The organism is Geodermatophilus sp. URMC 62 (assembly GCF_052931475.1).
The window spans coordinates 2,079,799-2,094,797 of the sequence record NZ_JBRFHY010000001.1 but is presented as its reverse complement, the minus strand read 5'-3'; the positions used below and the strand labels follow the sequence as shown (position 1 = coordinate 2,094,797).

Sequence of the window (14,999 nt, the reverse complement as noted above, 5' to 3'; positions counted from 1 at the left end):
GCGGTCGTCACGGCCGCTGCGCTGCAGAGGTGACTCCAGCGGGTGCGGCACGGTGTTCCCGCGAGGATCGGTGGAGCTCGGACAGGGCCCGCCCAGCTGTCCCGCCGATACGCTGACCACGATGGGACCCCGGATGGCCATGCGTGGCCGAGGCGCGGCGTGGCCGGTTCTCACTGCGGTGATCGCCACGACGTTCAGTGTGGGGCTCATCCTCCAGCCCTTCCTCGGCGCGGCTGCGGTCGGGCTCCTCGTCGTCGCCAGCTGGCTGCAGCTGTGTCACAGGCGACCGGCGCTCGCCCTCACCTTCATCATCGCCACCATCGTCTTCAGCTCGCACGTGTTCGCCCTGGCGCACGTCGCAGGAGTCCCGAGCTCGCTGATCCGGCCCATGATCGGCGCGAAGGACCTGCTCGCATGGACCCTCTTGGCCGTTCTGGCGCTCAGGGCCATGCAGGAGAGGCGGCAGAACTGGGCGGTCCCGCTCCTCATAGGCGCCTTCCTCACGCTCGGCGCCGTCGTGTACGTGCTGTTCGATTCGCCCGCTCCCCTGGCGGTGCAGCTGGCAGCCATGCGGGGTGCCTCGCTACCCGTCCTGTCGCTGGGCTGCGTGGCCCTGCTCAGCCGGGACGAGCGGCGGCGTGTCGCTGTGGCGTCCGTCTATGTGGTGTTGGTCGGTGCGGGCTACGCCCTCGTGGAGCTGGCCCTCCCGCGGTCCTTCGTCTCCGAGACGGTCGGCGTGGGGCGGTACTGGGTCGAGGTCAAGGACCAGCCCCTGTTCGTCGACCCCGTGACCGACCTACCGGGTAACTTCTTCACATCCGCGGGCTTCCCCCGGCTGACCGGCACGTTCGGCGACCCGCTGTCCGCCGGTGAGATGCTCGGTGGCGCTCTCGTCCTCGCCGTCGCGTACCGGTCGGCGCTGCGGTACCCCGATCTCGTCACCCTGCCCATCACGGCGGCGTTGCTGCTCAGCTTCACCAGGAACGGCTGGCTACTGGCCGCGGCCGGGGTCACTGCGCTGGCCGCTGTCCGGTACGGCGTCGGCCGGGCGCTGCTCAGGGTGGCAGCCATCGTGGTTGCGATCGTGATCGCCAGTGCGGTCGTCCGACCTCTGGGCGACTACCTCGGTGGCATCCTGAGCGGCAACGACGCCTCGACACTGGGACACCACTCGGCACTCGAGTACAGCGTGCAGCTGTTCCAGAACTTCCCGTTCTTCGGGCACGGATGGGGCACAGGGGGATCGGCCGCCCTCAACACCTTTGCCGAGGCGGTCACGGCAGAGAACGCCTACGTCGCCGTCCTGACCCAGACCGGATGGCTCGTCGGCACGACGCTGGGCATCCTGGTCCTCTGGCTGTGCCACCTGGCCGTGCGCGGCCAGCCGCTGGCCGCGGTCGGGGCGACGATCCTCCTGGTACAGGCAGTGACCGCTTTCATCAGTGAGAACGTCCTGACCTTCAACGCGGGTTTCTTCCCCTTCCTGACGGCGGGACTGATCGCCGCGGCAGGTCCGGTCCGCGGACCTGCCGAGCGCACGTTCCCGCGCACTGTCGATGGCCAGGGTGCACCGGAGGGCCGGGTGGCGCCCCGGATGAGTCCGGTCGATCGGTGGACACCCGCCTCCCCGGCCGGCACCTGACGGCCGGACCTATCCCCTGCTCGGTGTCCTGCACCCGCCGATCGGGACACGGAGGCGGGCCCCTTCGATGCCGGTCAGGCCGGCTTGCTCGACAACCCGCCCGCCCGCGCCTGCCCCACCAGGGATCGGGTGAAGGCGCCTGCGGGCAGGACGTATCTCGGCAGCACCCGGCGAGGGTCGAGCGCCATGCGCCACATGCCCTCCAGGCACAACCTGCGCACGATGGCCGGCGCCCGCTTCTGATGACCGCTCAGGAAGTCGACAGCGCCCCCGAGGCAGAGGATCACCCCGTGCGGTAGATGGTGCGCCAGGCGCATCCCGAAGACCTCCTGCCTGGGCGCGCCGTAGGCCAGCACGAGGACGTCGACGCCTTCCTGCTGGGCACGTCCCGCGAGGCGCTCGGCCAGCGACTCGGAGAGCGATTCGTGGTAGGCGTCGTCGATGACCCGCATGTCCACGCCGGGGTGAGCGAGCCGACAACGCCGGATCGCCTCCTCGGGACCCTGACCTCCGATCATGCCGATGCGGACCTGCCCTTCTGCGGCACCGGCTATCAGGTTCTTGAGGAGGTCGCTCCCGGTGACGCGAGGGACCACCCGCCGCGCCGCGATGCTGCCCGCGATCGCAACCGGCCACCCGTCAGCCAGCACGAGGCTGGCACGTGCGCAGGCACGACGGAAGTCCGGATGCCGCTCCCACACGGAGTACATGGACAGGTTGGGCGTCACCACGAGGTGTGTCGACTGCCCTGCCGCGGCCCACCGCAGCACGGTCTCGCACGCGGCGCGCGGGGTGATCAGGGACACGTCGAAGTAGCCCACCCGCTGACGGCGAACCGAGGTGTCAACCCTCATCCCTGGCACCGGCATATGCAGCACCGGCCTGCCGCGCCGTGTCGGCCCAAGTCCTCGTGCGGGCAGCCATGACCGCGGACGTAGGTGGAGATCCACCTGCCGCAGCCGTTCGTAGCCCCTGAGCGATGCTCTCTGGGTCCAGGGGGTCGACGTATATGCCCGCTTCATGCGACACCTCCCGGAAGACCTCGAGGTCCGAACACACAACCGGTGTCCCCTGTGCAAGGGACTCGAGGATGGGCAGCCCGAAGCCCTCGTAGAGGGAGACCAGGGCCGTCGCCGACGCCCCCGCGTAGAGCCCCGCCAGCATGTCGTCGTCGACGTCCGACAGCAATGAGATCCCCGCTGGCATCTGACCCCAGGCCCTTCTTCCGACGAGCACGAGATCGTGGCTCGCCGCCAGGCCGGACATCCCGAAGGCCTCCAGAAGACGATCGATGTTCTTCCGCGGCTCGATCGCTGCCACCGAGAGGAGGTACGGACGGTCCCTCCCTGGCCGCCGGCCGGGCTCGCAGATCGGCAGGTCAGAGGCGAGCGACGCGACGAAGAGGCGGTCGGCCGGGACGTCGAAGCAGGACTGGACCTCTCGCGCCACGGCCTGGCTCACAGTGAGGATGGTGGCGCGTCGCACCGCTGTCTCGGCCCACCCGCGATACACCGCTCTGCCGAGCCGCGAGGCCGTTTCGGGGTATCTCCACCAGGTCAGGTCGTGGAGCGTGTACACCAACCGGCGCCCCAACGCACGGCTCACCGCCGGCGGCGGAGGGAAGGTCGGGTAGTGGACCGGCGTCCCCGCGTGCCCTCGCAGGAGCATCGAGGGCTGGACCACGTTGACTGCCGGCAGGACCACCTCCCCGCGCCATCGCGGACCGATGTAGTCGGCGACCCGGAACTGGTCGTGCAGTGCGCGGCGCAGGCTACGGCTGTAGCGCTCCCATCCGGAGTGCCGGCGGGCCACAGCCGATCTCGCGTCGAAGACCAGGTCGACGACGGCGGTCAAACTGGACCTCCGACCGATGCTCCCGGGTCTCGTTGGAGCCGCCTGACAGCGACGACGCCGGCCACCAGGCCCTGAACCGAACGCTTGCACTTCTTCAGCCGGTAGCGCCGCTCTCTGAGCAGCGGCCTCCCCAACAGCCGCGCGGTCTCGAGCATCCCCGGGCCGATCAGCATGGCCACGAGGCCCCGGTGAGCCGTGGACCAGCTGACCACGAGCCGGTTCCGCTGCACGTAGAAGAAGAACTTATCCGACCGGTCATCGACCGATCCGCCCTGTTCGTGCCACAGCCGGGCACCTCCGACCACCAGCATCGGGATCCCCAGCCGCGCGGCCCGCATGCTGAGGTCCACGTCCTCCCAGTAGAGGAACAGATCCTCCCGGAAGCCGCCGAGGCGTCGGAAGGTGTCCACGCGCGTCATCAACGCCGTACCGGTGAGGAAGCTCGCCGGTCGTGTGACCTCGTCCAGCGTCTCCGTCGGCTCCCGGTACCCGAGGTGCTCCGATCGACCGCGGCGTGCATCCAGGCGACCTCCGCTGAACCAGACCTGTTCGTCGGGCGGTCGGCCGGACGTGATCGCCGGGGAGACGAGGGCATCAGGGTGCTGCTGGAGCACCCTCAGGAGATGTGTCAGGCAGCCATCGCGGACCTCGACGTCCGGGTTGAGGATCCACACGCTGTCGCAACCCAACCGCTGCGCCTCGTGGACTCCCCGGTTCACGCCTGTGCCGAATCCCGCGTTGCACGGGGACTGGAGGACGCTGACGCGCGCGTCGTGGCGTGCGATGTCGGCGAGCTGCGTCCTCTCGTGTTCGCTGTCGAGGTCGTTGTTGACGACCACGATGCGTGCCACCTCCGACGTCGGAGGCACTGTCGCCAGGCACCCGCGGAGGAGGTCCGCCGACCTGTAGTTCACGATCACGATCGCGAGCTGCGACATCACACCCCATCTCCGGCAGCGCGGCCAGTGCTCAGGCCCACCCCACAGTCCCGACCGAGGGCAGTGGACCGGCGGCCCTCCTGCACGGAACCGATCGGTCACTCCCCCGACACGACCTCGCCCGGACCCGCCCACGAGTGACCAGCGGAGCCTGCCACGCTGCAGGTCCCTGCGGGCCACCACGACGGGTCGTCCCATGACTCCGTCCGCCCGGCGACGGAACGGCTGGACTCCGGGACACGGGGCGGTCCACCTGCCACGGTCCGTCCCCGACCGGGCTGCGACGCTGCGGCGACACAGCCGCCCGGCGTCCCGCAGGCTGCGCACGTGCGGACGGCGGCGACCGGCTGCCCGCTCGTGGCGGAGGACTCGGACGGCGCGGCCGCACGACGGCCTGCGTCCCGTTCGGCGTGTGCCTGACCGGAACTCTCAACGCGCCGCCGCTTCCATGCCATCCTTCGACCGTGTCCGGTCGCAGACGGCGACAGATCGGCTTCAGCGGCGCCCGGTGCGACATCTGCGGGACCAGCGGTCTCCCGGTTTTCGAATCGCGACTCCCTCGGCGTGGACTGGCCCTGGTCAATCCCTGGTGGCGCACGCACCGGCGGACCTATGAGCAGTGCCCGTCGTGCGGGATGAAGTACCGGCTCCAAGCGGGACGCCGGATCTGAGTAGGGCCCCTCCGGCCGAGAAGGGCTTCGACTCCTGCTGCGGGTGATGGACGTCGCCGGTATCGAGCCCATGGACGACCCGAGATCGCCGAGCCCCGTCGCCATGCCGACCAGGTAGTAACCATGGCGTCCCTGCCGTCGTCGAGAGGCGACAGGAGGTGCGCCAGCAGCACGAGGCTCCGGAGGTCGACGACGACCTGGCTGCCTGCCCCGCGACCGTCTGCAGTCCACGGCGCACAGCCGATCGGCCGAGGGAGGAGGGATCCGATCGTGTCACGGGACAGGCCCCGCCGATCCGTCGGACACCCCGCCGCGAGCTCCCGTTACCCGACGTCGCCGGGCACGCGGTGACGTCAGGGGTCATCCCCCGTGCTCCCCGTCCGAGGACGGGCGCATCAGGCCGTCATAGAGCTCCTGCAGCCTCCGGACGAACGCGGCTTCCGAGTACCGCTCTTGAACGATGTCAGTGACGTGCGCTCGACGCTCCGCCTCGACACCCCCGCGGAGTCCGCGGATCACCTCCTCGGCGAACACAGCGGGGTCGTCCGCGATGGCCGCGCCCTCCGCCGCCTCCGGGATCCCCTCCGCCCCGACCGTCGTCGTCACCACGGGAAGCCCCCACGACAGGGCAGTGATGGTCTTGAACTTCACCCCGGCCCCCTTGAGGAGGGGGATGACGACGACATCTGCCTGTTGATATGCCTCGTCGAGGTCGTCGCGATAACCCCACAGGACGACGTCGTCCCTGCCCGCCGTGCTCCGGCTGAGGTCGGCACTCGGGCCGGCACCGGAGATGTGGAACCGGGCGCTGCCCTCGGCGCGTCGCACGTGCGGCCAGACCTCCCGCAGGAACCAGTGCACGGCCTCGTCGTTCTCCGGCCGGTACAGCGCCCCGATGAACGCCACGACCGGAGGCGTCCCCACTGGGCGAGCACGAGGTCGTGCGGGAGAAGCCGTTGCCACGGGAGGCGCCAGGACCTCGGTCACGACGCCTGGAGCGAGCTGGCGCACCAAGGAGGCGTCCTTCTCGCTGAACGTGATCACGACATCGAGTCGGGCGAGCACCCGCCGCTCCTGCACACGGATCCAGCGTCGATAGGCCCGTCGTACCGGCTCCGGCAGGGGGAGAGCCGAGACCCGGCGGCCCTGGCGCTGGGAGATGACGTCGTGTGCGATACCCACCAACGGGGCCCCGCCGGCGTACTTCCTCACCACCCCGGCGAGGCCGAAGGTGTCGGTCCACTGGAACTCGACGACCCCTGCTTCGCGCAGGCTCTGCTGGAGCGACACATCGCGCCGGACGTGGTCGGCCAGGGCCCGACTCGCAGTGATGGCCGTTAACTTCCGGCGCACCCGCCAGGCCAGCTGCGGGACCGTCCACCGGTTGTACGGCCGGACCAGCGCCACCCGGACCCGGTCCGGCCGCGGGCGCAAGTCCACCCCCCGGTCGTTCGCGGCCGAGTTCTCCGCCACCATGAGGACGGGCCACCGATCAGCCAGAGCCGACGTGTGTCGCAGCACGTACTCCCCGCCGGCATGGTCGATGCCGGGGTACGGGATCGCCCAGGTGAAGGTCACGATCACCGGCGACGGCCCGTCCGCGTGTCCACTCGGTGAGCGACTGCGCTGATCGCGGATCGGCCCGGAAGGTCCTCCGTCGACCCGGCGATCTCATCCTGCTCGGCGAGGCACGTCGGTCCGGATCTCCTCCGTGCCGCACCGTGACACCATCCCGGCCGATCGGCTGCGCCACTCCACACGCGACCATGATCGCTGCTCGCGCCGACACACCGGCCAGGGGAGCCATGCCCCGTGCCTCGTTCACCACACCGACGACCATCACGGTGAGGTGTCCGGTTCGGCACGGTCGACCTCCGAGCGCGAGTCGTACTGACCGGACAGACGGGTGCGGACGGATGGGTGAGCGGCACCGGGCCAAGACGCCTGTGGACGCAGCCGCCGGCCGGTCGAGATCGTGGGCCGACCCGTCCCGACAGGCGATCGAACAGCAGGTCGCCGCCGTGTGCCAGGGTCCGTGACCAGATGAGTCGTCCAAGTGGCTAGACCGGCGGGCATCCCCGGGCGGTCGGACGCGGAGACCCCGGGCGCAGGCGGTGTCTCATGGCGTCCGGTCGGCGATCAGCGCACGGTCACGCGTGACGGACTCACCACGCCGGCGCCCGGGTCAAGGAGGTGGCGCGGGTGATCACACGCTCATCGGGAGCACTTCAGCGCAGGCCGGCGGGAGTGGTCGTCGACGGCGACACAGCAGATCGCTGGACTGCGCACGCCCCATCCGGCGGCTGTGCCGCCGGCCACGCAGCAATTCGCCCGTGAGCCGGTCGGCGCCTGCCAGCGGCAGTCCGACCCGGGCGAGCACCGCACCCGATGGTGCGGGCCGCGCTCCCGAGGACTGCGGCCGTACCGGCCCGGCATGGTGTCCGGTGGGGGCGGGACGAGCGGTCGGCCCTGCCTCGCGCGGCACAGACGGTGGTGCGGGCGTCAGCGTGGGAGGTCCCTCCGTGATCGAGGCACACGACGACTGTGCCCACGCGGTGGTGACGACGTCCACCACAGTCCTGTATCGACGGCCTCCACGAACCCTGGTGGCCCGAGTGGGCAGTGTCAGATGACGTCGGCGAAGGACCGTTGGGCGCGGTCGAAGTACCGGAGCCCGCCGAGCAGGATGAGCAACGTGCTCGCCGAGGAGACGGCCAGAGACCAACCCGGCCAGGATGCGCCGAGCAGCGCCCAGCGCCCCAGGTCGATCACCCCGACCATCGGGTTGATCGCGTAGACGAGTTCCTGCCAGCCGGTGAAGAGCGTGGACGGATAGGCGACCGGGCTCACGAACAGCCACAACTGCATGGTCGGGCTGACGGCGTGCTGGACGTCCCGGAAGCGGACGTTGAGCGCAGAGAGCCAGAGGCCGATCCCCATGGTCGTCGCTGCCAGAGCCAGCAACCACCCGACCGCCCCGAGCAACTGCAGTCCGGGAAAGACCCGGAAGTAGGCCATGGTGACGACGACGAGAGCCAAGGAGATCGCCAGGTCGACAGCCGGTGACAGCAGCGAGGCGGCCGGCGCGGCGATGCGGGGGAACCGCACCTTCGTCACCAGGCTCACGTTGCTCACCAGCGCGGTGCTGGCGGCCTCCACGGCACTGGAGAAGTACGTCCAGGTCACCATGCCGACGAGCACGAACAGCGGATACGGGACGCCTTCGGCGCTGATGCCGGCGAGGCGGTTGAACACCACGGTGAACACGACCACGCTGGCCACCGGCTGGATGAGGACCCAGAGGACGCCGAGTGCAGCCTGGCGGTACCTGAGCTTCAGGTCACGCAGCGCCAGGTACCCGACCAGTTCCCTTGACCGCCAGAGCACCCGCCACGGTGGGCCCAGGGACAAGCCGCGCGGAGTGTTCTCCTGCCACGGCTCTGGCTCGACGGCTGGGACGTGGGACATCGTGTGCAGGCTAGGAGATCGTTCCGCCATGACCTCCGCGTGCCTGCACGGCTGGGCCTGTCGATGTCGTGGTCGGTGATCGAGGAGCCCGTGCCTGACAGGCCTGTGGTCGGGGAGCCGCTCCCTTCCTCCCGAACCGCCTTCGACCGGATGGAGGCGCCTGGAGCGACGCTGTTCGATGACGGCGAGGAGGCCGGGTCGAGCACCGACGAGGGCCCGGCTCGCCGACCTCACCGGCGAGGCCACGCTGGCGTGCTCCCGTCGAAGGGGACGACGTGACGAACCGGTCCTCGTAGCCTGTGGCGGTGGACCGCGTTCAGCTGAGCGGTGTGAGCAAGCGCTATGTCCTCGGGCAGCACCTGAACGCTCGCGAGAGCCTCATGTCAGCGGCTGGCCGTCTCCTGCGCCGGAACGCCGAGGAGAGGAGGGAACTCTGGTCCCTGAGAGACGTGAGTCTCTCGGTGGCCGACGGTGACTCCCTCGGCATCGTGGGACGGAACGGCGCCGGTAAGAGCACCATCCTGAAGATCCTCGCCGGCATCACATCACCGACCCTGGGCGTGAGCAGGACCCGAGGACGCGTCGCCGCCCTCCTGGAGGTCGGCACCGGCTTCCACCCGGAACTGACCGGCCGGGAGAACGTGTTCCTGAACGGCGCCATCCTCGGCATGACCAGGCGTGACATCCGTGCTCGCTTCGACCAGATCGTCGACTTCGCGGGAGTGCTCCGCTTCCTGGACACACCCATCAAGCGGTACTCGAGCGGGATGCAGTTGCGTCTCGCCTTCGCGGTGGCAGCCCACCTCGAGCCCGACGTGCTGATCGTCGACGAGGTCCTGGCGGTCGGCGACGCCGAGTTCCAGCGCAAGTGCGTCTCGCGGATGGCGGAGGTAGAGCGGGAGGGCCGGACGGTCGTCTTCGTCAGCCACGACCTGCAGACACTGATCCGGATCTGCCGTCGAGGGCTGTGGCTCGACGGGGGGCGGGTCCGCGCCACCGGGGCCACGCGGGAGATCGTCCGCGACTACCTCGCGGCCGGCTTGTTCGGCACCGTTCCGGGAGGTACGTCCGTCACGGCCGGACCGCTGACCGTCAGGGACGTGCGGGTGTTGGGGACGGACGGGGCCCCGGGCACTGCGCTCATGCGCGATGAACCGCTGCGCGTCCAGGTCGAGTTCAGCCTGGACGAAGCCATCCCGGGGCTCGACATCGCCCTGTTCATCACCACGCAGAGCGGCACGAGGCTGCTCGACGAGTCGCTGAGCGACAACGGTGGCTCGGTCCCGGGCCCGGGACTCCACTGTGCCGAGCTGGCGATCCCGCCCATCCTGAACGTCGGCGAGTTCGTCCTGGGCCTGTGGTTCGGCACCTCGACCACGGACCTCGTGCACGAACCGACGGCGCTGACGTTCACGCTGAGTGGCAACGACGCGGATCGACCGGATCGACTCTTCGCCATGAACCTCCCGTTCACCGTGCGGCACGTGAGTGAGGGATGAGGATGTCCGCCCAGCCCGGCCCCCGAGTGCCGCGGACGTCGGTCATCATCATCTTCTTCAACGCCGACGACTTCATCGATGAGGCGATCACCAGCGTCATGGCCCAGACCGTCGACGACTTCGAACTGTTGCTGTGCGACGACGGCTCGGAGGACTCAAGCACGGCGATCGCCGTGGGCTGGGCCGCCAGACACCCGGACAAGGTCCGCCACCTGTCGCACGAACGTCACGCCAACCGCGGGATGAGCGCCACCCGGAACCTGGGGATCCGCGCTGCTCGGGGCGAGTTCATCGCCTTCCTCGATGCCGACGACGTCTGGCGTCCCGGGAAGCTGGCGGAGCAGCTCGCCGTCCTGGACGCGCATCCGGAAGTCGGCATGGTCTGCGGGACGGTCCGCTACTGGCGGTCGTGGGCCGGCGGCGAGGACGAGGTCGTACCCACCGGCCACGTGCGCGGACGCGTCGTCCGCCCCCCGGAGACCTCGCTCGCCGTCTATCCCCTCGGGGAGGCTCCCGCGCCCTGTCCCTCGGACATGCTCCTCCGCAGGGCCGCCGTGGAGTCCGTGGGCGGCTTCGAGGAGCACTTCTCCGGTGTCCGCCAGATGTACGAGGACCAGGGGTTCCTGAGCAAGCTGTACCTGAGGTGGCCCGTGTACTTCGCCGACGACGTGTGGCTGGACTACCGGCAGCACTCGGCGTCCTTCGTGGCCACCGTCCACGGACAGGGAGGCTACGACGAGGCGCGGAGCTACTTCCTCACGTGGTTCGACCGCTACCTGGCCGAACTGCCGGACGCGCCGCCGGCCGTGCGACGAGCCGTGGCCCGCGCCCTGCGGGCCCGTCGGCGGCCGGTCCTCGACAGGGCACTGCGCCTACTCGGCCGCGTGCGCCACCGGACCACGGCCCCGGGGTGAGAGTCCCCGCAGCACCACGCGGATGCGCTGCGCGGCCCGCCGGGCAGGCCCCCTCAGGCGACGTCCCAGGACCAGCAGCACGCCGAGCTCCCGAGCGAAAGCGACCTTAATGACGAAGCGGAGGCCGTCGTCGCCCCTCCGGATCTCGATGCGCGGGACCCGCCAGCGGTCCGTGTGTGCCCCCATCACGCCCATGTCGATCGCGAACGCCGCCGTGACCCCCGCCCCCCGGACGAGGTCCCGGACGCCGGCGTCGTGCTCACCGTACGGGTAGGCGAAGAAGCGCACCGGCCCCAACTGCAGAGTCCTGAGATCGTCCACGCTCCCGCGGATCTCCGCGGCGGCCTCGTCGTGGACCAGAGTCGTGAGGTCGCGGTGTGTCCGGGAGTGAGCGCCGATCTCGAATCCCCGCCTACGCAGACTCCGGAGACCGTCGACGTCGAGCAGACGCTGCGGTGAACCGCCGTGTCGGCGGTCCCAGGTGGCGTCACCGCCCAGCAGAGCGGAGACGGCGAAGGCGAGGGCCTCCATGCCCTGCTCGTGCACCGCCCCGGCGGCGGAGAGCAGGTCCGCGTAGCAGTCGTCGAAGGTCAGCAGGACCGCGCGCCGAGGCAGGCCGCCGTCCCCCCGGAGGAACGCGGCGAACTCGTGGACGCCGATGGGCTGGAAACCCCACCGGCGGAGTGCGCGAAGGTGGCGGCGGAAGGCCTCCGGTGGGACTCCGTACGGCTCCAACTCGCCGCGTCCCCCCAGGTCGGCGATCGCGTGGTAGGCCAGGACGCGCACCGTGGTGTGCGCCGGTACGCCGCCCGCCAGGTGCACCCCTCGCCAGTACTCGAGCGCGCGGATGTCGTAGAAGAGGTCCGTCGCCCGCCCGCCGCGGCGCTGCCCGACTGCGGCGCCGACGGCCCGGACCGGACCGCTGATGACGACGTCCCAGCCGGGCAGGCGGACCAGCGGACGGGCGATCCACCGGGCGAAGCGGGTCTCCGAGGCGTTCAGCCCGAAGAGGTCCCGCCCCTCCGACGGGTGCTTCCGGGCGAAACGCACGTCGGCGCCGCCCGCCTGGCGCCACTGCCGGAGGTGCTGGGCCGGGGTGACGACGTACCTCTGGTGGCTGATGGCCGCCGGGTTGAACCGGATGTCGAACCCGCCGTCGAGCAGCCGATGACCGAGGTCGATGTCCTCGTTCCCGAAAGAACCCCCGTGCGTGAACGAGGAGTCGAATCCGGCGATCTCCCGGAAGGCCCGGGCCGACACCGAGAGTTGGCCGGTCAACAGGTCGTGCAGGGTGAGCTGAGCTCCGGCCCGGGACAGCCTGGCCCGGCGGTCTTCCGACCACCGGCCGACCCCGTCGCTGATCAGGTTCGGCAGCGAGCCCGGGTGCAGCGCCATGTGCCCCAGGACGGCATCGGCGCCCTCGCGGTGGACTCGGTCGTGCTGTGCCAGCAGGTGGGGGTCGGCCTCCATGTCGTCGTCGAGGAACAGGAGGATCTCGCCCTTCGCCTGCCGAGCTCCGAGGTTCCGCGCCGTCGCGGCGCCCTTGTTGGGCTGCTCGAGCACGGTCAGCGGGAAGTCGACCGACAGGTCTCTCAGCGCCTCGGCCGAGCCGTCCGTCGAACCGTCGACCGCGACGATGACCTCGAAAGGCTGGTCGAAGGACTGGTCCTCCAGAGATCTGACGGCGGCAGCCACCAGGTCCCGACGCTGGTAGGTCGGTACGACGACGCTGATCCGCACCGGGGCCGCCGGCCCGGCGATCGTGGCCGCGGTCGCGGCTCCCTCCTCCGTCACCGTGGCGGTACGTCGTCGGTCAGCCCCCCGGTGGCAGGGACCGGCCGGCTGGGGGGCCGGAGGACCTTGATGTTCCAGAGATGATCTCGCTGGGTCGAGACCCTGGTGTGTGCCTCGGTCTCGTACCGGCGGCCGAGTTGCTTCCAGATGCGGCGCGTCCGGGCCGTGTCGACACCGGCGAACGCCGAGACGACGACGCGTCCGTCCGGGGCCAGGAAGGGTTCGTACCGCCGCACGACGTCGAGCGGGTCGTCGAAGTACTCCACCACCTCGTTGAACACGATCAGCTGGTGTGTTCGCTCGGGGACGTAGTCCTCGGCGGACGCGCAGACGAACGTCACCCGGTGGTCCTCCAGCGCGCGGGCACGGTCGATGGCAACGGAGGAGATGTCCACGCCGGTGTAGTGGTCGAAGCGGCTTCGATCGAGGTGTTCCAGGAGGATCCCCTCTCCGCATCCCACCTCCAGGAGGGTGGACGAGCCCGCGAGTCGGTGGCAGTACGCCGCCACCACGCCGAAGCGCGGAGCTTCGGTGATGGACCTCAGGTAGTCCCAGTCCGCGGCTTCGTACTGGGCGTCGAGCAGCGCCCGCCCTTGAGGCATGGCTTCGTACGGCTTGACCAGCGAGAGCAGCTTGGCGGTCCTGTTCCGGACCTCGCTGGTGGCGCGCGCCGTGACCTGCTTGATCATGTCCATCATCCGGTGTCTCGTGCGGCCAGGGCATGCACCATCGGGCAGGACTTAGGTCCGGGGGCCATCGCGGGCGCCCGGCCGGACCGACTCCGCCGGCTTGGCGGCCTGGACCGTGACCAGCAGGGGAAACTGAGGATCGGAACGGGTCAGCACCCGGGAGCGCAGCTCGTGCACGGCGATGCCTTCCAGGAACGCCACGGACGCGGCCACGTTGCCCTGCGAGGACACCTCCACGTTGTCCGGTCCGAAGACGTCACCGAACAGACGCCCTGCGGCGAGCGGCGTCAACGACCAGTACCAGGACTCCTCCCACCCGTCGGATGAGAGCTGGCTGATGCCTGGCACCGTGGCGAGGGCCACGCCGCCAGGGCGCAGGACGCGGTGCACGGTTTGGACTGCGGCCGGCATGTCATAGATCAAATGCAGGGTCTGCGTGAGGACGACGCAGTCGAATGCATCCGAGGGGAGAGCGGGGGCATCGGCCAGGTCGGCGACATACGTCGTCCCCGGGACGCCGGGGTCGACGTTGAGCACCTCGGCCGCGGTGACGCGGTCCCCGCCGAACTGACGGGTGTACGAGTCGTCGCCGATCTCCAGGACGCGCCCACGCACCAGGTGGGCGTTCTGCTCCAGGAACTGCTCGATGTAGTGGCGGTCCACCGGGAGCCCGCGGTCGAAGCCGAACTGGCGGCTGAGCGGTTCAACCCAGTGCAGGAGCGCCAGACCTGCAGGGCCCCGACGGCGGATGCGCTGCGCGGTGCGACGCAGCAGTTCGCGCTGCTGCTCGGTCGTCCGGCGCTCGACCCAGCGAACCACCGAGTCGAAGGAGGGCGTCATGTGCTCAGCGTCGTCAGGGTCAGCCCGCGTGCGCGGATGGCGTCGATCACCGGCGGGAGGGCCTCGATCGTGGCCGATCGGTCCAGCGCCGAGGGCCCCCAGGGATCCTCGACCCAGTCGTGCATCAACACCACGTCGCCGGAGTCGGCAGCGCTCGCGACCGCGGCGATGTGCTGGGCGCTGGCCCCTGGGCGCCAGTCCCCGGGGTCGACGCTCCAGAGCCAGGGCACGAGGTCCTGGCAGCGGAGCATCGCGGCGCTGCGCAGACCGAGATGACCGTGCGGAGGGCGGAAGAGCGTGGTGTCCGCACCGAGTACCTCGGCCAGGGCCTCCCGACCCTGCCGGTACTCCGCGGAGAGTGACGACAGCGGGGTCCGTGCGGGGTGAGGATGGGTGAAGCTGTGCGAGCCCACACTGTGTCCCTCACCCCGGATCCTCGCGACCACCTCCGGATGGGCACGCGCGTTGCGGCCGACGCAGAAGAAGGTGGCCCGGACGCCACGGTCGGCGAGGACGTCGAGCACCCGAGGGGTCGAGGAGGGATGCGGCCCGTCGTCGAAGGTGAGTGCGACGCTCCCCGGCTTGGCGTACCGCTGCGCCCCGGAGACCCGCTCGACGACCGACGTGCGTGCCTCGCGGACTGCCCCCTTCGTCCATCTGGACCGGGCCGGGAGGACAAGCACGCGGCTG

At 70.3% G+C, this 14,999-nt stretch carries 12 protein-coding genes; 3 read left to right on the top strand and 9 right to left on the bottom strand.

The genetic code is table 11. The annotated features are described in order from the left end of the window. Positions 1-121: 121 nt before the first annotated feature. Entirely contained in the window at positions 122-1,642 is a 1,521-nt protein-coding gene (locus ACU616_RS10060) for a hypothetical protein (RefSeq protein ID WP_446758322.1), read from the top strand. A gap of 74 nt (positions 1,643-1,716) precedes the next feature. Here ACU616_RS10060 and ACU616_RS10055 read toward each other — a convergent pair whose 3' ends face one another. From ACU616_RS10055 to ACU616_RS10035, 5 genes are all read right to left on the bottom strand, one after another. Further along, a complete protein-coding gene (locus ACU616_RS10055; protein WP_446758321.1) occupies positions 1,717-2,463 on the bottom strand; it encodes a WecB/TagA/CpsF family glycosyltransferase in 747 nt (248 codons plus the stop codon). Between the two features lie 22 nt (positions 2,464-2,485). After that, entirely contained in the window at positions 2,486-3,496 is a 1,011-nt protein-coding gene (locus tag ACU616_RS10050; RefSeq protein ID WP_446758320.1) for a glycosyltransferase family 4 protein, read from the bottom strand. Then, the gene (locus ACU616_RS10045) at positions 3,493-4,434 is read right to left on the bottom strand and encodes a glycosyltransferase family 2 protein (RefSeq protein ID WP_446758319.1); all 942 of its coding nucleotides are present in this window, start codon (positions 4,432-4,434) and stop codon (positions 3,493-3,495) included. Before ACU616_RS10045 ends, ACU616_RS10050 begins: the two co-directional genes overlap by 4 nt. A gap of 1,031 nt (positions 4,435-5,465) precedes the next feature. After that, a complete protein-coding gene (locus ACU616_RS10040; RefSeq protein WP_446758318.1) occupies positions 5,466-6,689 on the bottom strand; it encodes a glycosyltransferase in 1,224 nt (407 codons plus the stop codon). Positions 6,690-7,730: 1,041 nt separating this feature from the next. Next, entirely contained in the window at positions 7,731-8,573 is an 843-nt protein-coding gene (locus ACU616_RS10035; protein ID WP_446758317.1) for an ABC transporter permease, read from the bottom strand. Between the two features lie 305 nt (positions 8,574-8,878). On the opposite strand from ACU616_RS10035, the gene ACU616_RS10030 reads away from it, so the two are divergent. Then, entirely contained in the window at positions 8,879-10,072 is a 1,194-nt protein-coding gene (locus ACU616_RS10030; RefSeq protein ID WP_446758316.1) for an ABC transporter ATP-binding protein, read from the top strand. A gap of 2 nt (positions 10,073-10,074) precedes the next feature. Then, positions 10,075-10,986: a glycosyltransferase family 2 protein gene (locus tag ACU616_RS10025; protein WP_446758315.1), complete on the top strand. Its 912-nt coding sequence runs from the start codon at positions 10,075-10,077 to the stop codon at positions 10,984-10,986. Here ACU616_RS10025 and ACU616_RS10020 read toward each other — a convergent pair. The 4 genes from ACU616_RS10020 to ACU616_RS10005 are packed head-to-tail and all read right to left on the bottom strand — an operon-like array spanning position 10,945 to position 14,992. Then, a complete protein-coding gene (locus ACU616_RS10020) occupies positions 10,945-12,780 on the bottom strand; it encodes a glycosyltransferase (protein WP_446758314.1) in 1,836 nt (611 codons plus the stop codon). The two genes, ACU616_RS10025 and ACU616_RS10020, sit on opposite strands and share 42 nt — an antisense overlap. Then, positions 12,777-13,469, bottom strand: coding sequence for a class I SAM-dependent methyltransferase (locus ACU616_RS10015; protein ID WP_446758313.1), 693 nt, complete (start codon positions 13,467-13,469; stop codon positions 12,777-12,779). Before ACU616_RS10015 ends, ACU616_RS10020 begins: the two co-directional genes overlap by 4 nt. 51 nt (positions 13,470-13,520) lie before the next feature. After that, entirely contained in the window at positions 13,521-14,309 is a 789-nt protein-coding gene (locus ACU616_RS10010) for a class I SAM-dependent methyltransferase (RefSeq protein WP_446758312.1), read from the bottom strand. Next, the gene (locus tag ACU616_RS10005) at positions 14,306-14,992 is read right to left on the bottom strand and encodes a polysaccharide deacetylase family protein (protein ID WP_446758311.1); all 687 of its coding nucleotides are present in this window, start codon (positions 14,990-14,992) and stop codon (positions 14,306-14,308) included. The genes ACU616_RS10010 and ACU616_RS10005 overlap by 4 nt, the downstream gene beginning before the upstream one ends. Positions 14,993-14,999: the final 7 nt, after the last annotated feature.